A 20,880-nucleotide genomic window follows, 5' to 3' on the forward strand; every position below is an offset into this window, starting at 1 on the left:
ATGCGGCGTGATGCTGGGTGATGCTGGGCGTTGCTGATCGGTTGCGATAGCCTCCTCCGCCATGTCGGGTCTCGCTGCGTTATCGACGCACAGGACACGCACGCTACCTGGGCCAACTCAGTGCCGGCACTGAACGTCTGCGCGACGCCCCACAGTTCCTATCCGTGCTGCGGACGCCAGCGTTCGCTACGCCTGTATGACCCGCACTGGATGGTTTCATCGCCGCCGCGCGCAGCGCCCATGCGATGCCAGAGCGCGGTAGCCGATCACCTGCCAACGCCGCGTCCAGGCGGCGCTAACGCCCCAACGATTGTCATCGGCAACTTCACTACGCTCGTGTAGAGTCGAAGTCAGGTTCAGACAGGGGAGCCCGGCCATGCATCATGCACGCCAACATGCCGACACGCGTACCCGAGAGCGCCGTCACCGGCTCGCCCATGAGGCCGCCCGACTGATGGCCGAAGGCGGCATCCGCGATTTCCATCAAGCCAAACTCAAGGCGGCCAGCCGGCTCGGCATCCACGACGATGCATCACTGCCACGCAACCGCGAGATCGAAGACGCGCTGCGCGAGTATCAGCGTCTGTTCGCCGGCCCCGAGCATGGCGTGCGCTTGCGGCAACGGCGCGAGGCCGCGTTACGTGCGCTGGATTTCCTCAGCCCATTCCAGCCACGGCTGACCGGCCCGGTACTGGACGGCACCGCCGACGCCAACGCGCCGGTGCAAGTGCAGTTGCACAGCGACGATGCCGATGCGGTACAGCGCTTTCTAGAAGAACACCGCATCCCTGCCGAGGCGCGCACGCGGCGCCTGCGCCTGGATCGCGAACGTAGCAGCGAGTTTCCAGTGTGGTTGTTCAGTGCGGAAGACCTGACCTTCGACCTGACCGTGCTGCCTTACGACGCGCTGCGGCAGGCACCGCTATCGCAGCTGGACGAAAAACCGATGGCACGCGCCTCTGCAGCGCAGTTGCGGCAGTTGCTGGCGGACGAAGAGATCCAGGGTTACGTGCAGCCACTGCGGTAAGCAGCAGACCGCACCATTGCATCGCGCCAGGACCGGCCCGGCACTGCCCACAGCACTCCAGGCCGCAACGCAAAACGCCCCGCAATGCGGGGCGTTTGGTCAAACAACCAACTCCGAGGCGCTTAGCGCTTGCCGGCGTCGGTGTAGTCGCGCTTGTCGTAGCCGGTGTAGATCTGGCGCGGACGGCCGATCTTCATTTCCGGGTCGACCTGCTGCTCCAGCCAATGCGACACCCAGCCGGCGGTGCGGGCAATGGCGAACATCACGGTGAACATTTCCACCGGGATATTGAGCGCCTTGTAGATGAGGCCCGAGTAGAAGTCCACGTTCGGGTACAGCTTGCGCTGCACGAAGTAGTCGTCCTTCAACGCAGCTTCTTCCAGCTTCAGCGCAACTTCCAGCAGCGGGTCGTTGACACCCAGCTCGCCCAGCACCTTGTGGGTCATCTCGCGGATGATCTTGGCGCGCGGGTCGAAGTTCTTGTAGACGCGGTGACCGAAGCCCATCAGACGGAACGAGGAGTTCTTGTCCTTGGCCTTGGCCACGGCGGACTCGACGTTGTCAGCGGTGCCGATCTCTTCCAGCATCTTCAGCACGGCTTCGTTGGCGCCACCGTGTGCCGGGCCCCACAGCGCGGTGATACCAGCTGCCACGGACGCGTACGGGTTGGCACCGGTCGAACCGACCAGACGCACGGTCGAGGTCGAGGCGTTCTGTTCGTGATCGGCGTGCAGGATGAACAGCAGATCCAGTGCCTTGGCAACGACCGGGTTGATCTCCAGCGGCTCGCTCGGCACTTCGAACATCATGTGCAGGAAGCGGTCGACGTAGTTCAGGTTGTTGCGCGGATAGCGGATCGGCCAGCCGATCGAGTAACGGTACGCCGCAGCAGCCAGGGTCGGCACCTTGGCGATCAGACGGATGGCGGCCTGACGGCGCTGCTCCGGATCGTTGAGGTCCAGGGTGTCGTGGTAGAACGCCGACAGCGAGGCCACCGAACCGGCCAGCATGGCCATCGGGTGCGCATCGTGGCGGAAGCCGCCGAGGAAGTTCTTCAGCGACTCATGCATCATCGTGTGATGCGTCACTTCGTGGTCGAACTTCTTGAATTCGTCCGCCGTCGGCAATTCGCCGTTCATCAGCAGATACGAAACTTCCAGGAAGCTGGACTTCTCGGCCAACTGTTCGATCGGGTAGCCGCGGTACAGCAGCACGCCATTGTCGCCATCGATGTAGGTGATGGCCGACTTGCAACTGGCGGTGGCGGTGAAGCCCGAGTCGTAGGTGAACAGACCGGTTTCTTTGGTCAGCTTGGAAATATCGACGCAATCATTGCCCAACGTGGGCTTGAGAACCGGCAGAACGACCGACTTGTCGCCGGCGTTGAGCGTGACCTGATCAAGATCGGACACTGTGTACGCTCCTTCAGTGGAAGGCGCCTGATCCCACATGGGCAGGCACGTGATGGAAGTCCAAGGCATCGCCTCGGATCACGTCATTATCGCACAGCAGCATTTTGGCCGTCGCTTGAACAGAAGTCGTAGACGCACCCATCAGGGGCGCAAAAGCGAAGCGGGAATTCCCCAAAAAACAACGGCCGCGCAATGCGCGGCCGTTGCCGGTACAGCCCGTCCTGCAAGCTCAGCGCGCGTAGCGCTTCTGGAACTTGTCGATACGGCCGCCGGTGTCGATCACCTTGTGCTTGCCGGTATAGAACGGGTGCGATGCGGAGGAAATTTCCACCTTGATCAGCGGATAGTCCTGGCCGTCTTCCCACTTCACGGTCTCTTTCGAGCTCATGGTGGAACGGGTCAGGATCTTGAAATCCGAGGTCACGTCGTGGAAGACGACGTCGTTGTAGCTGGGATGAACGTTATCTTTCATGGACTTGGCGCCGGGCTGCCTGGGTAAGCCGGGCATTATAGCCACCGCCTGGCACCCGGTGCAAGCCGGCCCTAGCCGGCCGCCAGCGCCTGCCCGACCAGGCCGTAGAAGCGCTGGCGGTCGTAGTCCAGCAACAGGGTGGCGTTGTCGGCCGCCCCGCCCTGCCGGTTCCAGTCCACCAGGGTCATGCCGCGGGTGTGCGTGCCCGACAATTCGATGTGCACCGGCCGCTGCTCCAGGCGCTGGGCGCCGTCCGGGTGCAGGGCGAAGGCCATCGCCAACGCGTCGGCGGCATACCAGTACTCGCCCCGGCTGTCCTCCGACCACAGCCGGGTCTTGCGGGAGATTTCTTCGTAGAAGCGTGCACGCGGCGAATCGGCCGCCAGCCACTGCTCCACATCACGGTGCAGCAGGCCGTGCGCGACGGTCGCCTCCCAATCGGCCACATCGAACTGGGGAAACCCGCGGAACACGATATGCGCCGCCTCCGGGTCGAAGCCGATATTGAATTCGGCCGCGGCGGTGATGTTGCCGTGCCCGGTCAGCGCCCCGCCCATCACCACCAGCCGCGCCACGCGCTGTGGCAGGGTCGGGTCCAGCGTCAGCGCCAGGGCGAGGTTGGTCAGCGGGCCAAGTGCCACCAGCAGCAACTCGCCTGCATGCACGTGCGACAGCCGCAGGATGGCCAGCGCCGCATGCTCGGCGTCCGCAGCCCGCGCGGCCGGCGGCAGGCCGACATCGCCGAAGCCGTCGATGCCATGCACATGCGCTGCGTCCACCGACGGGTGCAGCAGCGGTTGCGGGCAGCCGGCATACACCGGCACATCGGCACGACCGGCCACCTCGCACACTTTGAGCGCATTGCGCACGGTGTGCTCCAGACCGACATTGCCCGCGGCGATGGTCAGGCCGACCACATCATGACGGGTGTCGTTGAACGCCATCAGCAGCGCCAGCGCGTCATCCACGCCCGGGTCGGTGTCGATCAGCAGCGGTATCTTTTTTGTCATGGGATTCGGAATTGGTCATTCGGGATTCGTTGCCGCATCTTCGCAAGGATCGGCCGGCCACGCGAACGCATAGGCTGCAGCAGCCCCGCTCTGACAATCCCCACTCCCAAATCCCCATCCCCGCCGCTCAGGCGGCCGCATACCGCACTGCGCCACCGATCCAGCGTGCGACCACGCGGTCGGCGATCTCCGGCGCTTCGTCGAGCAAGCGCTCCGCCAGCACCTGCACCCGCGGCAGCAGGCCGGCGTCGCGCGCCAGGTCGGCGATGCGGAAACTCGCCAGGCCGGTCTGGCGCGTACCCAGCAACTCGCCGGGGCCACGCAGCTCCAGATCCTTTTCGGCAATCACGAAGCCATCGTTGGTCTGGCGCATGGTCTCCAGCCGCTGGCGTGCCATCAGCGACAGCGGGCCCTGGTAGAGCAGCACGCAGCTGGACGCCGCCGCGCCGCGCCCGACCCGCCCGCGTAACTGGTGCAACTGGGCCAGGCCAAGGCGCTCGGCGTTCTCGATGATCATCAGCGAGGCGTTGGGCACATCCACGCCCACTTCAATCACGGTGGTGGCGACCAGCAGATCGGTGCGGCCCTGCTTGAAATCCAGCATGGCCTGCTGCTTTTCGGCCGGCTTCATGCGCCCGTGCACCAGCGCCACGCGCACGCCCGGCAGTTGCGCCGAGAGCGTTTCGAAGGTGACCTGCGCGGCCTGTGCTTCGATGCGCGGCGGGCCGTTCTGCGCACCCTTGTCGGTGTCTTCGCTTTCTTCGATCAGGGTGCAGACCCAGTACGCCTGCCGGCCTTCGGCACAGGCCGCGCGAATGCGCTCCACCAGCTCGGGCCGGCGCTCGGCGCTCAGCACGATGGTCTGCACCGGAGTGCGGCCAGGCGGCAGTTCGTCGATGGCCGAGACGTCCAGATCCGCGTAGGCCGCCATTGCCAGCGTGCGCGGGATCGGCGTGGCGGTCATCACCAGTTGATGCGGCACGCTGCCGGCAGCCGCACCCTTGTCGCGCAGCGCCAGGCGCTGATGCACGCCGAAGCGGTGCTGCTCGTCGATGATGGCCAGCGCCAGATCGTGGAAGACCACCGCGTCCTGCATCAGCGCATGCGTGCCCACCACCACCTGTGCCTGCCCGGAGGCTACTTCGGCCATCGCCGCGGCGCGCGCCTTGCCGGTGACCTTGCCGGCCAGCCAGACGATCCGCACGCCCAGCGGCTCCAGCCAGCCACGCAGGTTGGCCAGATGCTGCTCGGCCAGCAGCTCGGTGGGCGCAGCCAAGGCCACCTGTTTGCCGTGTTCGACCGCCAACATCGCGGCCAGCGCCGCCACCACGGTCTTGCCGCTGCCCACATCGCCCTGCACCAGCCGCAGCATCGGTGCCGGCTGCGCCAGATCGTGGGCGATCTGCTCGAACACGCGCTGCTGCGCGCCGGTGAGCTGGAACGGCAAGGCCTTGCGTAACTGCTGCACCAAGCGGCCACCGCGCAACTGCGGTGCGCGGAAGCGCTGCAGCGCGATGCGTTGCCGGCGCAGGCTCACTTGATGCGCCAGCAGTTCTTCGATGGCCAATCGCTGTTGCGCCGGATGTCCGCCGGCCAGCAGCTGCTGCGGGTCGGTGTCCACCGGTGGGCGATGCATGGTCAGCAGCGCGCTGCGTAGCGACGGCAGCTGTTCGTCCTGCAGCCAGTGCGGCGGCAGCAGTTCCAGCGCGGCCTCCGGCGGCAAACGCTCCAAGGCCTGGCCGATCAGCTTGCGCAGCGTGGCCGGCCCGACACCTTCCAGCACCGGATACACCGGGTCCAGGCAATCGCCCAGGCCCGCATCTTCATCCGGCGCCAGGACGCGGTAACTGGGGTGGACGATTTCCCAGCCATTCTGGCCGGGCTTGGGCGTGCCGAACACGCGCAAGCGCGTGCCCGGGGAAAACTGCGCAACCTGGGCCGCGCGAAAGTGGAAGAAGCGCAGCACCAGCGTGCCGTACGAGTCGTCCGACATCGCCACGCGCAACACCGGGCGGAAGCGGAAGCCGCGCTCCATCGCCTCCACACGCCCTTCAATCTGCGCCGGCACCCCGCCCTGCAACTGCGCGATGGTGGTCAGGCGGGTGCGGTCTTCATAGCGCAGCGGCAGGTGCAGCCACAGATCCTGCAGGCTGAGAATGCCGCGCGCGGCAAATTTCTCGGCCACTTTCGGGCCGACCCCGGGCAAGCTGGAAAGCGGCGCCTGGCCAGCGACGGCCAGGCTTGGGGTGACGGAACGCGCGCGCGACACGGCGAATCGCGCCTTCAGTCAGTCGAGCACCATCACTGCGTCGACCTCGAAGCCAGCGCCCTTGGGCAGGCCCGACACCTCAATGGTCGAGCGCGCCGGGAACGGCGCCTGGAAGTATTCCTGCATCACCGCGTTGACGGCGGCGAACTGGCCCAGATCGGTCAGGTACAGGCCCAAACGTACGATCTTGTCGAGCGAGCCGCCCGCCGCTTCGGCCACGGCCTTGAGGTTGTCGAACGCACGCCGCGCCTGCGCGCCGATGTCGCCGGGCACGATCTCGCCGGTGGCCGGGTCCAGCGGAATCTGCCCGGAAAAATACACGGTGTTGCCGGCACGCACGGCCTGGGAATACGGACCGATGGCGGCAGGCGCCTGATCGGTATGGATGATCTGGGACATGGGAACTCCGTCAACACTGAAAACGAATGCCCATTGTATCGGCGCACGCCAGGCACGGGCCAATGACAGCGTGCCCGCCGCCGACGCGCCCTACGCGGCAGCGCTCGGCGGCCAACGCGGCAGCCTCCGGCTGCCATCGTCCTCGGCACCCGGCGCTCAGGTGATCGGCGCCGGATTGAACAACGCCAGGTCGTTGTACAGGCGGTGTTGCTCGGTCCAGGTGCGCTGCCCGCTGGCTACATCGAGATAGCGCTGGAACAGTTCCCAGCCGAGTTGGTCCAGTGTCTTGGACCCGCTCGCCACCCCACCGGCATCGATATCCATCAGATCGGACCAGCGCTGCGCCAGCTCGGTGCGCGTGGCCACCTTGATCACCGGCACCATGCCCAGCCCGTACGGCGTGCCACGCCCGGTGGTGAAGACGTGCAGGTTCATGCCGGCGGCCACCTGCAAGGTGCCGCAGACAAAATCACTGGCCGGCGTGGCGCAGTACTGCAAGCCGCGCCCCTTGACGCGCTCTCCCGGCGGCACCACGCCGTTGATGGGCGACGAGCCGGACTTGGCGATCGAGCCCATCGCCTTTTCCACGATATTGGCCAGCCCGCCCTTCTTGTTGCCCGGGGTGGTGTTGGCGCTGCGGTCGGCCTGGCCGCGCGCCAGGTAGGCGTCATACCAGGCCATCTCGCGCACCAGCGCCTTGGCGACCTCGGCATTGGCGGCGCGTGGCACCAGCAGGTGAATGCCATCGCGCACTTCGGTGTTTTCCGAAAACATCACGGTCGCGCCGGCACGCACCAGCAGGTCGGCCGCGATGCCCAGGCCCGGGTTGGCAGTGACGCCTGAAAACGCATCGCTGCCACCACATTGCATGCCCACCACCAGCTCGCTGGCGGGCACGGTTTCGCGGCGGCGGGTGTCGAGGTGGCGCAGCCGTTCTTCGGCCATCTGCATGATCGAGCCAACCATGTCGGCGAAGCCCAGGCTGGCCTCCTGCAGCCGATAGATGCCGCTGTCGTCGGCGCTGGCATCGTCCGGCAGCAGGCGCTCGGGCGCGAGCTTTTCGCAGCCCAGGCCCACGATCAACGCCTGCCCGCCGAAATTAGGGCTGCGCGCGATATTGCGCAGCGTGCGGATGGGAATGATGGCCTCGGGCGCGGTGATGGCCACGCCGCAGCCGTAGACATGATTGATCGCCACCACGTCATCGACATTGGGGTACTTGGGCAGCAGTTCGGCGCGGATCCGGGCAACCGCATGGCCCAGCACCCCCACCACGCACTGCACGCTGGTCATGATGCCGAGAATGTTGCGGGTGCCGACGCTGCCATCGCGATTGCGATAGCCCTGGAACGTATACCCCTCCAGTGGCGCGGCGGCAGCCGGTGGCTGCGGCGTCAGATCCAGTGCTGCCAGTTCCGGTGCGGTGGGCATCTCCAGCAGCTGCTCGCTGACCCAGGCGCCGCGTGCGATGTCGTCGGCCGCAGTGCCGATGACCGCGCCCAGGCGACGCACTGCCGTGCCCTTGCGCAGCGCCTGCAATGCAATCTTGTGACCTTGCGGAATGTGCTCGATCGCGGTCATCCCGTCCTGGAACGTGGCGCCCGGCGGCGCACCGCCATCGTTGACGACGATGGCGACGTTGTCCTGAGGATGCGCTTGCAGACTGAGCCAGCGCGGCAGTTGCTGGGTGGCGGACATCATGGGCTTACCTTGCAAACAGGGGGGGAACATCACTGGCCAGGCGTATCGAACTGGCGCTGGTATTGCAGAATCAATCGATTCTCGTCGACGTTGCGCTGGTAGTTGGAGCGAAACGTACCGTTGAACCAGATCACGCTGAAATGCTTGAGACGCGGGCTCTGGAACCGGTAGGTAGTGAGCACGTCACGCGCCCACTCGCGGCCTTCGCCTGCATAGGTCGCAGGCCGCGCGTCATCGCCGTGGATGTAGCGCGCCATGACACTGAGTCCGGGGATGCCGATGCTCTTGCCATCGATGCTGTAACGCAACTGCCAGCTGCGCTCGCCGCGTTCGAGAAAGTCGTTGATGAAGGTCCAGTTGAAGACATTGCCGTCGGTACCGCCTGGCCAGGGCATGGCGCTGGGGCCGGACAGGCGTTGATAGCCGGCGCCGAATTCCTGCCCGCCAGTGCGCCAGGACACCATGCTGCTGAACATGCGGTTGTCGATTGGCCCGGCACGCGATTGGCCGACGTCATCGGTGCGGAAATAGCGCAGGTCTACACGCAACTGATCCTTGCCGAAGGCGTGCGTCTGGATCAGGTTGTAGAGCTGCTGGCGGTAGATGTCTTCCATCAGCGCGCCCTGATAGCGCAGCTGCGTGCCGGGCGCGACGCTGTAGGTGGCCGACACCAGATTCAACGCATCCGCATCCGGGGTCCCGAGAAAACGGCGGTTCTTGTTGGTCAAGGTGATCGGCACGCGCGAATCGCCGTCGCGATACCAGGCACTGGTGAAACGCGCGAGCAGCAGATCGAGCTTGGGCACGTCCTTGGATTCCAGCGTCACGCCTTGAAACGTCTCCGGCATGATGCGGGTGATGCTGGCGCGTACCAGCGGCTCGTTGGGAATGAAGCTGCCCCACTTCAATTCGGTTTGCGAGGCGCGCAGTTTGAGTGTGGGTGCCACCCGCATCAGCGCGTGTTGCGCAGTGCCATCGTCGTTATTGGGCAGCAAGCCGGTGCCTCCCTCGGCGCGCACGCCATCGAGCTTGAAGTCACCGATGCCCAGCAGATCCAGGCCGGCACCGACGGGACCGCGGGTGTAGCCGCTCTTGGCATCCACCACGAAGCCCTGCGCCCATTCGGCACGCTTGCCCTGCCCTTCGCCACTACGGAAGTCACGGTTGTAATAGAAGTTGAGCGCAGTGACGTCCACGCCCGCGCCATCCCAGAACCCATCGTCCGGTGCCTGTGCGCGTGCGCGCCCGGCGGCACCAACCGCCAGCAGCGCGGCGCCGCCGAGTGCCAGTACGTGTTTCATGTCAACCGCCCTCCGCGGTGGTGAAGCGGTGCATGCAACCTGGCGCAATGCACCCGTGTTGGCCTGCGACGCCACAGCTAGCGCACCAGGCACGGACGCTTGTTGTCGAATGCCCAGTTTGGAATCAGGCACTGCATGCCTGCCGCGTCGTCGCGGGCACCCAGGCTCAGGCTCTGATAGGTGCGATGCGCCGCATCCAGTGCGTCCATGTCCAGCTCGATGCCCAGGCCCGGTTTGGCAGGCACCTGGATCTGGCCCCCTGCAATTGTCAACGGCGCGTGCGTCAGGCGTTGACCGTCCTGCCAGATCCAGTGCGTATCGATCGCCGTTACGCGCCCGGGTGCGGCGGCGGCCACGTGGGTGAACATGGCCAGCGAAATATCGAAGTGATTGTTGGAATGCGAACCCCAGGTCAGGCACCAATCGCGACACATTTGCGCGACACGCACCGAACCTTGCAGCGTCCAGAAATGCGGATCGGCCAATGGAATATCCACCGATTGCAGCTGGATGGCGTGGCCCATCTGGCGCCAGTCGGTGGCGATCATGTTGGTGGCTGTGGGCAGGCCGGTGGCACGCCGGAACTCGGCCATGACTTCGCGCCCGGAATACCCATCCTGCGCACCACATGGGTCTTCGGCATACGCCAGCACGCCGTGCAGATCGCGGCACAGCGCAATGGCCTGCTCCAGCGACCACGCGCCATTGGGGTCGAGCGTGATGCGCGCCTGCGGGAAGCGTGCATGCAAGGCGCGGATGGCCTCGATCTCCTGCTCGCCGCGCAGCACGCCGCCCTTGAGCTTGAAATCACGGAAGCCATATTTGTCGTAGGCCGCCTCCGCCAGTGCAACCACGGCCTCGGGGGTCAATGCCTCCTCGTCACGCAGCGATTCCCAGCGATCGCGCGCGCCGCTGCCATCGCGGTAGGCCACGCTGGCTTTGCGGCGGTCGCCGATGAAGAACAGATAGCCAAGCACATCCACCGCGTCACGTTGCTGGCCTTCACCCAGTAACGCGGCCACCGGCTGCTCCAGAAATTGCCCAAGCAGGTCCAGCAATGCCGACTCGATCGCGGTGACCGCATGGATGGTGATGCGCAGATCGAAGGTCTGCAGGCCACGGCCCGCGCTGTCGCGGTCGGCAAAGGTTGCGCGCACCTGATTGAGGATGCGCTGGTAGTCGGCGATGGGCCGGTCGAGGATCAACCCGGCGGCCTCGCGCAAGAGCGCGGCAATCGCCTCGCCGCCCGGCACTTCGCCCACGCCGATGCGCCCGGAGGAATCGTGCAGCACCAGCACGTTGCGGGTGAAGTACGGTGCGTGCGCGCCACTCAGGTTCAGCAGCATGCTGTCCTGCCCGGCGACCGGCACCACGCGCACGTCGGTGATGCGTGGTGTCGCGCTGCTGCGCGCACTTGAAGAATGGATGTTCATTGAAGGATCTCCGCGTGAGTCACAGCGCTGCAGGAAGGGGCATGGACGGGCCGCCCGGGGGCGCCTTCAGCTCCACCCGCTTGATCTGGCCGACCACCACCAGGTAAGACACCACCGCCAGCAAGGCATTGAATCCAACGAACACCAGGGCCCACTCGAAGGTGCCGGTGTTGGAGACGATGTAGCCGATCACGATCGGCGTGGTGATGCCGGCCATGTTTCCGAAGGTGTTGAACAGGCCGCCCGAGAGCCCTGCGATTTCCTTGGGCGAGGTATCGGCCACCACCGCCCAGCCGAGCGCGCCGATGCCTTTGCCGAAGAACGCCAGCGCCATCAAGCCGACCACCATCCATTCGGCCTGCACGTAGTTGCAGCCGATCATCGTCACCGACATCAGCATGCCAACCACGATCGGCGTCTTGCGCGCCACGGTGAGTGAATAGCCGCGCCGCACCATGCGATCGGACACGTAACCGCCCAGTACGCCGCCGATGAAGCCGCACACCGCCGGCAGCGAGGCAACGAAGCCTGCTTCCAGGATCGACATGCCACGCTCCTTGACCAGATACACCGGGAACCAGGTCAAAAAGAAATACGTCAGCGTGGTGATGCAGTACTGGCCGATGTACACGCCGAGCAACATGCGATTGCCCAGCAGCTGCTTGGCGTAATGCCATTGCGCTCCCTTGACGTGCTGGCTTGGCATGTTGCGTTGCTCCATGTCCACCAGTGCACCGTTGCGCTGGATGTAGTCCAGTTCCTGCGCCGACAAGCGCGGATGCTCGCGCGGTGCATAGATGGTCTTTCTCCACAGCGCGGCCAGCAGCACGCCGGCCGCGCCCATCACCAGGAACACGTGCTCCCAGCCCCAGGCATGCACCAGCCAGCCCATCAGCGGCGCGAAGGCCACGGTGGCGAAGTACTGTGCGGAGTTGAAGATCGAGGCGGCCAGGCCGCGTTCGGCCGTGGGAAACCACGCCGCCACGATGCGGCTGTTACCGGGGAACGAGGGCGCTTCGGCAATGCCCACCAAAAAGCGCAGCACGAACAAGGTGGTGACCGCCCAGGCCACCGGCACCCAGCCAATAAATCCCTGCAGCACGGTAAACAGCGACCAGGTCAGCAGTGACAGGCCATACACGCGCCGTGAGCCGAAGCGGTCGAGCAACCAGCCTCCCGGAATCTGCCCGGCCACATAGGCCCAGCCAAATGCCGAGAAAATGAAACCCATCTGCAGTGCATCGATGCCCAGCGAGTCCTGCACGGCGGAGCCGGCAATGGACAAGGTGGCGCGGTCCGCATAGTTGATCGTGGTCACCACGAACAACATCAGCAGGATCAGATAACGCCTGCGCGGAACTGTCTTCGAATCGGGAGCCATCATCGTTCCTCACCTATGACGATGGAAGCGCAGTGCGCTTCGATACTTCAGGACGCCTGGGGATGGCGTGCCGGACCCTCCTCCGGCACGCCTCAGGCATGGGCATGGGCGTGTGCAGCGTGCTCAGTCGTGTCCCAGCGCGCCATCGACGCGTCGCCATAACTTGAGTGGATTGCCATCTGCCACGGCCGCGGGCAGCAGTTCGGCCGGAAGGTCCTGGTAGCAGACCGGGCGCAGGAAGCGATCGATCGCCAGCGTGCCCACCGAGGTGCTGCGGCTGTCGGAGGTGGCCGGGAACGGGCCGCCGTGCACCATGGCGTGGCAGACTTCCACGCCGGTGGGCCAATCGTTGAACAGGATGCGGCCGGCCTTGCGCTCCAGCACCGGCAGCAGGGATGCGGCAAGCGCCATGTCGTCCGCCGCCATGTGCACGGTGGCGGTGAGTTGCCCCTCCAGGTGTTCGCTCAGGGCACGCAACTGCGCGCCGTCCTTGCAGCGCACCAGCAGCGACGACGCACCGAACACTTCGGCCTGCAGCGCTTCATCGGCCAAAAATGCGTCGGCATCGGTGCCGAACAAGGCCGCCGGGCAGCGCCCGGCTTCCGGTGCGGCACCACGTGCCAGTGTGCTGACCTTCGGATGCGCGGCCAGACGCTGCACGCCCTGCGCATAGGCCTGGCCGATGCCTGCGGTGAGCATTGCTGCCGGCGACACCGCCTGCAGCGTTTGCGTTGCCGATGCGATAAACGCATCCAGCGCCGGCGAATCGATCGCCAGCAGCAGACCGGGATTGGTGCAGAACTGGCCGGCGCCCAAGGTCAGCGAGCCGACAAACGCTTTGCCCAGATCCGGTGCGCGTGCCTGCAACGCCTGCGGCAGCAGATACACCGGGTTGATCGCACTCATTTCCGCATACACCGGAATCGGCTCGCGGCGTGCGGCGGCAATCTGTATCAGCGCCATGCCTCCGGCGCGTGAGCCGGTGAACCCCACCGCCTTGATCCGCGCATCCGCGACCAGTTGCGCGCCAATCTCGATGCCGGCATCGAACAACAGCGAGAACACACCCTCCGGCAACCCGCACTGCGCCACCGCCGCCTGGATCGCGCGGCCCACCAGTTCGGAGGTGACCGGATGCGCGCTATGCGCCTTGACCACCACCGGGCAGCCGGCCGCCAACGCCGAAGCGGTGTCGCCGCCGGCCACCGAAAACGCAAGTGGGAAATTGCTGGCGCCGAACACCGCCACCGGCCCCAGCGCAATGTGCCGCTGGCGCAGGTCTGCACGCGGCAACGGCGTGCGCTGTGGCAGTGCCGGGTCGATGCGCGCCTGCAGCCAGCTGCCTTCGCGGACCACGCTGGCGAACAGGCGCAGCTGGCCCACGGTGCGCCCACGCTCGCCTTCCAGGCGTGCACGCGGCAGGCCGCTTTCGCGCATGGCCCGTTCGATCAAGCCATCGCCCAACGCCAGGATCTGCTCGGCGATGGTCTCCAGAAACTGCGCACGTGCCTCCAGCGTGGTCTCGCGGTAAGGATCGAAGGCCGCTTGCGCCAGCGCGCAGGCCTGCTCCACATCCGGCGCGGTGGCCGAGCCAAACACCGGTTGCAGCGCCTCGCCCGTGGTCGCATCCACGCCCTGCAAGGCAACGCCGGCACCCTGCACGCTGCGCTGGCCGATCAACGATTCACCCAGGATCGCGTGCATCAGCGGCGCCCTCCGATGAGCTGCGTGAGCTGGGCGAATTCGTCTTCGGTCAGATCGGCCAGCGGCGTACGTACCGGGCCGGCCGGGCGGCCCACGGCACGCATGCCGGCCTTGACGATCGACACCGCATAGCCGGCGCGGCGATTGCGCAGCACGGTGTACGGCAGCACGAAGTCGTTGAGCTCGCGGTAGATGGTGGCGTGGTCGCGCGCACGCACTGCCGCATAGAACGACAGCGCCCATTCCGGCAGGAAATTGAAGATGGCCGACGAATACGTGGTCACCCCCATTTCCAGGTACGGCAGCGCAAAGGTTTCGGCCGTCGGCAGGCCGCCGACGTAGAGCAGGCGATCGCCCAGCCGCGCGTAGATGCGCGTCATGCGGTCCACATCGCCGATGCCGTCCTTGTAGCCCACCAGGTTGGGGCAGCGCTCGGCCACCCGCGCCAGCGCCACGTCATCGAGCCGGGCATTGGCGCGGCCGTAGACAATCACGCCCAGCGAGGTCGCCTTGCAGACGCGCTCGACATGCTCGGCCACGCCGTCGGCATCGCATTCGGTGAGATACGGCGGAAACAGCAAGATGCCATCGGCATCGTTACGCTCGGCCGCCTGCGCCATGGCCACGGCAATCGCCGTGCCGTAGCCGGCCGGCGCGATCACCGGCATGCGCCCGACGGTCTGGGTCACGGCCGCGCGCACTGCGCGGTCCACTTCGTCCAGGGTCAGCGAAAACAGCTCGCCGGTGCCGCCGGCAGCAAACAGCCCGGCAGCCGGGTGCGAGGACAGCCAGTCCAGATTGCTGCGGTAGGCGGGCTCGTCGAAGGCCATGTCGGCATCGAAATGCGTCACCGGGAACGACAGGAGCCCGGCACCAAGCGCTTGGGCCATTTCCGAAGGTGTGTATCTGCTGCTCATGAGGCGAACGGTCCTAGGCGGGGGTGGAGTGATGCTAGGAAGACGCATCGTTGCCGGTCCAAACCAAAGGACGTATTGTTTGATACATAAATTGAATCGATCGAGCCACGAGTGGTGCTAGTGCGACGCAAATACCTGCTTTTCCAACGGTTTTTGGCAGCACTGTAATTACGTGAGCCGCTTTTCAGTACGGCTGCCGCTGTCACCTGCGCCGTATTCATCTGTAGTCCGGGCCCGCCGATGTTGCAGTTGCAGCATCGAATTGCCCGCCAGCGAGCGTCGAGAGGTCATAGCGCCATGTTCGATCTGCAACAGTTGCGCTGCTTTGTCGCGGTCGCCGACGAGCTGCATTTCCGGCGCGCGGCCGAGCGTTTGAACATGACCCAGCCGCCGCTTAGCCGGCAGATCCAGCTGCTGGAACACAACGTCGGCACGCCGCTGCTGGAGCGCAACAGCCGCCATGTGCGGCTGACCCAGGCCGGACGCAGCCTGCTGGCCGAAGCGCGCGCGATCCTGCGCCTGGCCGAAAACGCCGGGCTGCGGGCGCGCCGCATTGGTACAGGCGACGCCGGCAGCGTGTCGGTGGGCTTCACTGCCGGCGCCAGCTACCGCTTCTTGCCGGAGGCGATCGCACGCTGGCGCAGCGAGGCGCCGGATGTGGATCTGCAACTCAAGGAGATGGTCAGCCTGGCGCAACTCGATGCGCTCGATGCCGGCCGGCTGGACATCGGCCTGCTGCGTCCACCGATCCAGCGGCCGGGCCTGCGCAGCCGATGCGTGGCCCGCGAGCCGCTGATCGCCGCGCTGGCCGAAGATTCGCCGCTCGCGCAGCGCGGCAGCCTGCGTCTGCAGGATTTCGACCAACAACCGCTGGTCAATTACGCGCCCGACGAAGCGCGGTATTTCTACGACCTGCTTGCGCAATTATTCGGCGCGCGCGGGATCGCGCCACGTTCGGTGCAATACGTCAGCCAGATCCATTCGGTGCTGGCGCTGGTGCGCGGCGGCATGGGCATGGCGCTGGTGCCGGAAGGTGCCAGTGGCCTGCGCTATGCGGGCATCGTCTATCTGCCGCTGCAGGACGACGCGCCGGCAACGCCCGTGGAACTGCATCTGGTCTGGAAGCAGGACAACGACAACCCGGCCTTGCGCAACTTCATCCACTAAGAGCAGCTATCAAAACGACTGCGCAGCCGCCAGGCGGGCGCGGCCGGTGCTCGAAATCGGCATGTACCCATGTAGGCTCCGGTTCCTCCGCGCCGTCCGCACCTACCTGACGGCTGCTCGCTACGTTTTGTTAGCCGCTTAAGCGTGGCGCATTGCCGGCCTGCGCCGACATGCGCCGCAGTGGTGCGCGGCTACTGCCGGCCCACGCTCTGCACCACGTGCAGCCGGCGCAGGCGGCGCATCACTTCGGCCAGATGGCGGCGGTCGCGCACCTGAATGTTGAAGCGCAGCACCGCCGCATTGAAATCGCGGTCCAGATAATCCACCCGCTCGATGTTGGACTGGCTCTGCGCGATGGCTGCAGCCAACTGCGCGAGCACGCCAGTGCGGTTTTCCACTTCCACCACCAGCGCGGTGTCGTAGTCGCCGGTGACATTGGAGTCCCAGTCGATCGGCACCCAGCGCTCGGGCGACTTGCGCAGCTCGGCCAGGTTGGGGCAATCCAGGCGATGCACCACGATGCCCTTGCCGGCGGTGTGGTAGCCCATGATCTCGTCGCCGGGAATCGGCTGGCAGCAATTGGCGAAGCTGATCACCCCACGCTCGCTGCCGTCGATCAGGATCTTTTCGTGCGAATGCTTGGAATGCCCGCCGCCGCGCAACTCGGCGTAGGCCATCAATGCCTGCGCTGCCTGGGTGGGCATCCAGTTGCCCAGCGCCACATCGGCCAGCAAGGCCTCCAGGCGCGGGTAGCGGTGCTCGTTGAGAAACGCATCCAGGCGCCCCTTGGGCAGCCGCTCCAGCGAGCTGTCCATCGCCTCCAGCGCGCGGTCGAGCATGCGATGGCCGAGCTGCACTGCGTCTTCGTGTTCGAGCTGCTTGAGCTGGTGCCGGATCGCCGTACGCGCCTTGCTGCTGACCACGAATTCCAGCCACTGCGGCTTGGGCGTGGCCGAGCGCGCGGTGATGATCTCCACCGCCTGCCCGCTGACCAGCTTGGTGCGCAGCGGCACCAGCTTCTTGTCCACGCGCGAGGCGACCGCGCGGTTGCCCACGTCGGTGTGCACCGCGTAGGCAAAATCCAGCGCGGTGGAATTGCGCGGCAACGCCAGGATCTTGCCCTTGGGCGTGAAAAGATAGACCTCGTCCGGGAATAGATCGACCTTGACGTTGTCCAGGAATTCCAGCGACGAGCCGGCCGCGCGTTGCGAATCGATCAGCTCCACGATCCAATCGTGCGCACGGCTCTGCGCGCTATTGGGCGCGGCCGAGCCGACCTTGTAGGTCCAATGCGCAGCCACACCGCGCTCGGCGATCAGGTCCATCTCTTCGGTACGGATCTGCACTTCGATCGGTGAGCCGTATGGCCCAAACAGCACCGTGTGCAGCGATTGATACCCGTTGGCCTTGGGAATGGCGATGAAATCGCGGAAGCGCCCGTCCAGCGGCTTGAAGGTGGCATGCACCGCGCCGAGTGCGTGGTAGCAATCGGCCACCGAGCGCACGACCAGGCGAAAACCGAACACATCCATCACCTGGTCGAAGGATTTGTTCTCTTCGTGCATCTTGGAATAGATGCTCCAGGGCGTCTTGATGCGGCTGACCAGGCGATGCTCCAGCCCTTCCTTTGCCAACCGCTGCGATAGCTGCACCTCCACCTGCGCCATCGATTCGCGCCGCACCACCGGCTGGCTGCGGATGTGTTTTTCGATGATGGCGTGGCGCCACGGATACAGCGCGCGGAAGCCCAGGTTCTGCAGCTCGGACTTGATCAGGCTCATGCCCAGGCGCTGGGCGATGGGCGCGTAGATTTCCAGCGTTTCGCGTGCGATGCGGCCGCGCGCTTCGGTGCTCTGCGCGCCCAGCGTACGCATGTTGTGCAGGCGATCAGCCAGCTTGATCATGATCACGCGCAGGTCGCGCGACATCGCCAGCAACATCTTGCGGAAACTTTCCGCCGCCGCTTCCTGGCGGTCGCGGAACTTGAGCTTGTCCAGCTTGGTGACGCCATCGACCAGCTCGGCCACCGCCTCGCCAAATTCCGACGCCAGTTCTTCGCGCGTCAGCGGCGTGTCTTCAATGGTGTCGTGCAGGATCGCGGCAATCAGCGATTCCATGTCCAGGCCGAGCTCGGCCAGCACACCGGCCACGGCAACCGGATGGGTGATGTAGGGCTCGCCCGACTTGCGGGTCTGGCCGGCATGCGCGCTGGCGCCGACTTCCCACGCACGGCGCAGGATCGGCAGTTGCTCCTTGGGAAGGTAGCTGGCGGCGCGTTCGAGGTGCAGGACGTAGTCGGGAATGGCCGCGTCGGTAGACGCAGCGGTCGCAACGGTCGCCTGGGCAGTGGGGCCTGGGTTCATGCCGGAAGACTATGCCAGCGCGGCAGTGACGGCAAACGGTTGCATGCACTTACTCACTGCACACACGCTGAAAACGAAAACAGCCCGCGACAAGGCGGGCTGCTTGGATCGATCGCAACGATGCAGGCGATCGCGCGCCTGGATCAGTCGTCGTTCTTGGACATGTCTTCGTCGGCGACCACTTCGGCGGCGGCCCATTCCAGGGCTTCGCGCTCGGCGCGCTCGCGCTCGGCCTTCTCGACTTCATCGATCAGTGCGTTGTCGATCCGGCGTGCGGCGATTTCGCGCAGCGCCATCACGGTGGGCTTGTCGCTGGCGTCGGCGTTCTCGATCAGCGGCTGCACGCCGTTGGCGAGCTGACGCGCACGCTTGGAGGCCATCATGACCAGCTCAAAACGGTTGTTCACGACTTCCAGGCAATCTTCTACGGTAATGCGGGCCATGCGGGCTCCCGGCGACCAGCAACGGCCGCGCATCGAATGAGGGAAAGGGGGCGGAGTGTACGCCCGGGCCGCGGTGGCGGCAACCGGCGCTTATTCAGTTTCCTTTGGAATCAGCCGCTTGGGGCGGCTTGGGGCGGCTTGCGGAAGCTGGCGTGTCACGCTGCGGCGCGCGTTGGCGCTGCACGCTGCGCCCAGTCCGATACGGCGAGCAGCGGCCCGGCACCATACGCTGCCCCGCCCGCTAGCTGGCAGATTCAGTCCAGCAACGCCTGGATCAGCCCGGCATGGCGTTGCTGCTGGGCCTGCCGACGCAGCCTGCTGGCGGTGAAGATCGCGCACATCTCCGAAACCGCCGTATCGAAGGTCTCGTTGATGATCACGTAGTCGAATTCCTCGAAATGCAGCATTTCTTCGCGGGCGGCGGCCAGGCGTTGCGCCATCACGTCCTCGCTGTCCTGCCCGCGCTTGCGCATGCGCTCGTCCAAAGCCTGGCGCGACGGCGGCAGGATGAACACGCTCACTGCGTCCGGCACCTTCTGCCGCACCTGGCGTGCGCCCTGCCAATCGATCTCCAGCAGCACGTCGTGCCCGGCCGCCAGCTGCGGCTCCACCGACTGCCGCGCGGTGCCTTTCCAGTCGCCATGCACCAGCGCGTACTCGAAGAAGTCACCGGCTTCGATCATGCCCTGGAATTCCTCGGCAGAGACGAAATGGTAGTGCTCGGCATGCCGCTCACCCGGGCGCGGCGCGCGCGAGGTGAAGGAGATCGACAAGGCGATCTTGGGGTCACGCGCCAGGGTGGCGTTGACGATGCTGCTCTTGCCGGCGCCGGAAGGGGCCGCAACGATATAGAGGGTGCCGCGCATAGGGTCAGGGATTCGGGATTGGGGAGTCGGGAGTCGCGAACGTGCTGCGGACCGGTACCACCGGGGTCGATATGCTACCGGTATTGGCCGCCGTCCGCCGGGGCACGGGATTTGCTCTCAACCACTCCCGAATCCCCAATCACCAATCTCGGCTACTCGATGTTCTGCACCTGTTCGCGGATCTGGTCGATCAGCACCTTCAGGTCCACCGCCGCGTTGGAGGTGCGGCTGTCCACCGATTTGGAGCCCAGGGTATTGGCTTCGCGGTTGAATTCCTGCAGCAGGAAATCCAGGCGCCGCCCGACCGGCTCGGACTGCTTGAGCACGCGCCGGATCTCACCGATGTGGCTGGACAGGCGGTCCAACTCTTCATCCACATCGAGCTTTTGCAGCCACAGCACCAGTTCCTGCTCGGCGCGGCCCGGGTCCACCGGATGCGGCAGATCGGCCAGGCGGGCCGCCAATTTGGCGCGTTGGCCTTCGCGGATCACGGGAATCAGCGTGCGCACTTCGCCAGCAATACGCTCGATGGCATCCACGCGCTCGCTGATCGCCTCGGCCAGCTTGGCGCCTTCGCGCTCACGGGCGGCCACAAACCCGGACACCACCTCGTCCAGCAAAGCCAGTGCCTGCGCCTGCAGCGCCGGTGCATCGACATCCTGCACCTGCAACACGCCGGGCAATTGCAACAGATCGGTGAAGCTCACCTGCAGCTTGGGCATGCTTGCATCCAGCCGCGTGGCGAGCGCGCCTAACTCCTGCAGCAGCGCCTCGTTGACGGCCAGTGTCTGGCCGCTGTCGGGCGCGCGCAGGCGCAGCGCCAGGTCCAGCTTGCCGCGGCTGTTGCGGGCCGCCACGCGCTCGCGCAACAGCGGCTCCAGCGCACGCAATTCTTCGGGAAGGCGCACGCCCACTTCCAGAAAACGGTGGTTGACCGAGCGCAGCTCGCAACCGAGCGTGCCCCATGGCGTGATGCGTTCGCCGCCGGCGAACGCGGTCATGCTTCGGATCATCG

17 protein-coding genes and 1 other RNA gene are annotated in these 20,880 nt (G+C 65.7%); 3 read left to right on the forward strand and 15 right to left on the reverse strand.

Annotated features, from left to right (window positions below; translation table 11 throughout):
* Window positions 1-376: 376 nt before the first annotated feature.
* Entirely contained in the window at window positions 377-1,027 is a 651-nt protein-coding gene (locus QRM89_RS07700; RefSeq protein ID WP_076038420.1) for a hypothetical protein, read from the forward strand.
* 122 nt (window positions 1,028-1,149) lie between these two features.
* Here the strand turns inward: QRM89_RS07700 and QRM89_RS07705 are convergent, their stop codons facing one another.
* The 11 genes from QRM89_RS07705 to kdgD all read right to left on the reverse strand — a co-directional run bounded on the left by QRM89_RS07705 (window position 1,150) and on the right by kdgD (window position 15,026).
* Window positions 1,150-2,439, reverse strand: a complete 1,290-nt coding sequence (locus QRM89_RS07705; RefSeq protein ID WP_016944651.1) for a citrate synthase — start codon at window positions 2,437-2,439, stop codon at window positions 1,150-1,152.
* Window positions 2,440-2,668: 229 nt separating this feature from the next.
* On the reverse strand, window positions 2,669-2,911 hold the full coding sequence (locus tag QRM89_RS07710; RefSeq protein ID WP_011038339.1) for a type B 50S ribosomal protein L31: 243 nt from the start codon (window positions 2,909-2,911) through the stop codon (window positions 2,669-2,671).
* 71 nt (window positions 2,912-2,982) lie between these two features.
* Window positions 2,983-3,921 (reverse strand): nucleoside hydrolase, encoded by a 939-nt coding sequence (locus QRM89_RS07715; protein WP_042597623.1) that lies wholly within the window; start codon window positions 3,919-3,921, stop codon window positions 2,983-2,985.
* A 127-nt stretch (window positions 3,922-4,048) separates the two neighbouring features.
* Window positions 4,049-6,190: an ATP-dependent DNA helicase RecG gene (recG, locus tag QRM89_RS07720; RefSeq protein ID WP_285447713.1), complete on the reverse strand. Its 2,142-nt coding sequence runs from the start codon at window positions 6,188-6,190 to the stop codon at window positions 4,049-4,051.
* Between the two features lie 18 nt (window positions 6,191-6,208).
* Entirely contained in the window at window positions 6,209-6,589 is a 381-nt protein-coding gene (locus tag QRM89_RS07725; protein WP_011038342.1) for a RidA family protein, read from the reverse strand.
* 156 nt (window positions 6,590-6,745) lie between these two features.
* Window positions 6,746-8,287: a galactarate dehydratase gene (gene garD / locus QRM89_RS07730; protein WP_285447714.1), complete on the reverse strand. Its 1,542-nt coding sequence runs from the start codon at window positions 8,285-8,287 to the stop codon at window positions 6,746-6,748.
* 32 nt (window positions 8,288-8,319) lie between these two features.
* Window positions 8,320-9,591: an OprD family porin gene (locus QRM89_RS07735; RefSeq protein ID WP_285447715.1), complete on the reverse strand. Its 1,272-nt coding sequence runs from the start codon at window positions 9,589-9,591 to the stop codon at window positions 8,320-8,322.
* A gap of 77 nt (window positions 9,592-9,668) precedes the next feature.
* On the reverse strand, window positions 9,669-11,024 hold the full coding sequence (gudD, locus tag QRM89_RS07740) for a glucarate dehydratase (protein ID WP_285447716.1): 1,356 nt from the start codon (window positions 11,022-11,024) through the stop codon (window positions 9,669-9,671).
* Between the two features lie 19 nt (window positions 11,025-11,043).
* Window positions 11,044-12,408, reverse strand: a complete 1,365-nt coding sequence (locus tag QRM89_RS07745) for an MFS transporter (RefSeq protein ID WP_343237674.1) — start codon at window positions 12,406-12,408, stop codon at window positions 11,044-11,046.
* 120 nt (window positions 12,409-12,528) lie between these two features.
* Window positions 12,529-14,109: an aldehyde dehydrogenase (NADP(+)) gene (locus QRM89_RS07750; protein WP_285447718.1), complete on the reverse strand. Its 1,581-nt coding sequence runs from the start codon at window positions 14,107-14,109 to the stop codon at window positions 12,529-12,531.
* Window positions 14,109-15,026, reverse strand: a complete 918-nt coding sequence (gene kdgD / locus QRM89_RS07755; RefSeq protein ID WP_103700358.1) for a 5-dehydro-4-deoxyglucarate dehydratase — start codon at window positions 15,024-15,026, stop codon at window positions 14,109-14,111. Before kdgD ends, QRM89_RS07750 begins: the two co-directional genes overlap by 1 nt.
* A 297-nt stretch (window positions 15,027-15,323) precedes the next feature.
* Here kdgD and QRM89_RS07760 point away from each other — a divergent pair, with 297 nt between their 5' ends.
* Both QRM89_RS07760 and QRM89_RS07765 read left to right on the forward strand, forming a co-directional pair.
* Window positions 15,324-16,193 carry a LysR family transcriptional regulator gene (locus QRM89_RS07760; RefSeq protein WP_019237299.1) on the forward strand — a complete coding sequence of 290 codons (870 nt, stop codon included), beginning with the start codon at window positions 15,324-15,326 and terminating at the stop codon, window positions 16,191-16,193.
* Window positions 16,194-16,254: 61 nt separating this feature from the next.
* A non-coding RNA gene (locus QRM89_RS07765) (sX9 sRNA) lies at window positions 16,255-16,329 on the forward strand.
* Between the two features lie 55 nt (window positions 16,330-16,384).
* On the opposite strand, the gene QRM89_RS07770 is transcribed toward QRM89_RS07765, so the two are convergent.
* The 4 genes from QRM89_RS07770 to QRM89_RS07785 all read right to left on the reverse strand — a co-directional run bounded on the left by QRM89_RS07770 (window position 16,385) and on the right by QRM89_RS07785 (window position 20,878).
* Window positions 16,385-18,556 (reverse strand): bifunctional (p)ppGpp synthetase/guanosine-3',5'-bis(diphosphate) 3'-pyrophosphohydrolase, encoded by a 2,172-nt coding sequence (locus tag QRM89_RS07770; protein WP_050911301.1) that lies wholly within the window; start codon window positions 18,554-18,556, stop codon window positions 16,385-16,387.
* Window positions 18,557-18,699: 143 nt separating this feature from the next.
* A complete protein-coding gene (gene rpoZ, locus QRM89_RS07775; RefSeq protein ID WP_002812428.1) occupies window positions 18,700-18,999 on the reverse strand; it encodes a DNA-directed RNA polymerase subunit omega in 300 nt (99 codons plus the stop codon).
* 254 nt (window positions 19,000-19,253) lie between these two features.
* Complete coding sequence (gene gmk, locus QRM89_RS07780; protein ID WP_011038351.1) at window positions 19,254-19,865, reverse strand: guanylate kinase; 612 nt, start codon at window positions 19,863-19,865, stop codon at window positions 19,254-19,256.
* A gap of 152 nt (window positions 19,866-20,017) precedes the next feature.
* Window positions 20,018-20,878: a YicC/YloC family endoribonuclease gene (locus QRM89_RS07785; RefSeq protein WP_042597606.1), complete on the reverse strand. Its 861-nt coding sequence runs from the start codon at window positions 20,876-20,878 to the stop codon at window positions 20,018-20,020.
* Window positions 20,879-20,880: the final 2 nt, after the last annotated feature.

Source organism: Xanthomonas sp. LMC-A-07 (assembly GCF_030208825.1).
Lineage (GTDB): Bacteria > Pseudomonadota > Gammaproteobacteria > Xanthomonadales > Xanthomonadaceae > Xanthomonas > Xanthomonas campestris.

Coding starts and splice junctions, on each gene's coding strand:
- QRM89_RS07770 (WP_050911301.1), bottom strand. CDS start 18,556: ATGAACCCAGGCCCCACTGCCCAGGCGACCGTTGCGACCGCTGCGTCT.
- QRM89_RS07715 (WP_042597623.1), bottom strand. CDS start 3,921: ATGACAAAAAAGATACCGCTGCTGATCGACACCGACCCGGGCGTGGAT.
- garD (WP_285447714.1), bottom strand. CDS start 8,287: ATGTCCGCCACCCAGCAACTGCCGCGCTGGCTCAGTCTGCAAGCGCAT.
- kdgD (WP_103700358.1), bottom strand. CDS start 15,026: ATGAGCAGCAGATACACACCTTCGGAAATGGCCCAAGCGCTTGGTGCC.
- QRM89_RS07735 (WP_285447715.1), bottom strand. CDS start 9,591: ATGAAACACGTACTGGCACTCGGCGGCGCCGCGCTGCTGGCGGTTGGT.
- QRM89_RS07745 (WP_343237674.1), bottom strand. CDS start 12,408: ATGATGGCTCCCGATTCGAAGACAGTTCCGCGCAGGCGTTATCTGATC.
- QRM89_RS07750 (WP_285447718.1), bottom strand. CDS start 14,109: ATGCACGCGATCCTGGGTGAATCGTTGATCGGCCAGCGCAGCGTGCAG.
- QRM89_RS07760 (WP_019237299.1), top strand. CDS start 15,324: ATGTTCGATCTGCAACAGTTGCGCTGCTTTGTCGCGGTCGCCGACGAG.
- gmk (WP_011038351.1), bottom strand. CDS start 19,865: ATGCGCGGCACCCTCTATATCGTTGCGGCCCCTTCCGGCGCCGGCAAG.
- QRM89_RS07700 (WP_076038420.1), top strand. CDS start 377: ATGCATCATGCACGCCAACATGCCGACACGCGTACCCGAGAGCGCCGT.
- gudD (WP_285447716.1), bottom strand. CDS start 11,024: ATGAACATCCATTCTTCAAGTGCGCGCAGCAGCGCGACACCACGCATC.
- rpoZ (WP_002812428.1), bottom strand. CDS start 18,999: ATGGCCCGCATTACCGTAGAAGATTGCCTGGAAGTCGTGAACAACCGT.
- QRM89_RS07785 (WP_042597606.1), bottom strand. CDS start 20,878: ATGATCCGAAGCATGACCGCGTTCGCCGGCGGCGAACGCATCACGCCA.
- QRM89_RS07725 (WP_011038342.1), bottom strand. CDS start 6,589: ATGTCCCAGATCATCCATACCGATCAGGCGCCTGCCGCCATCGGTCCG.
- QRM89_RS07710 (WP_011038339.1), bottom strand. CDS start 2,911: ATGAAAGATAACGTTCATCCCAGCTACAACGACGTCGTCTTCCACGAC.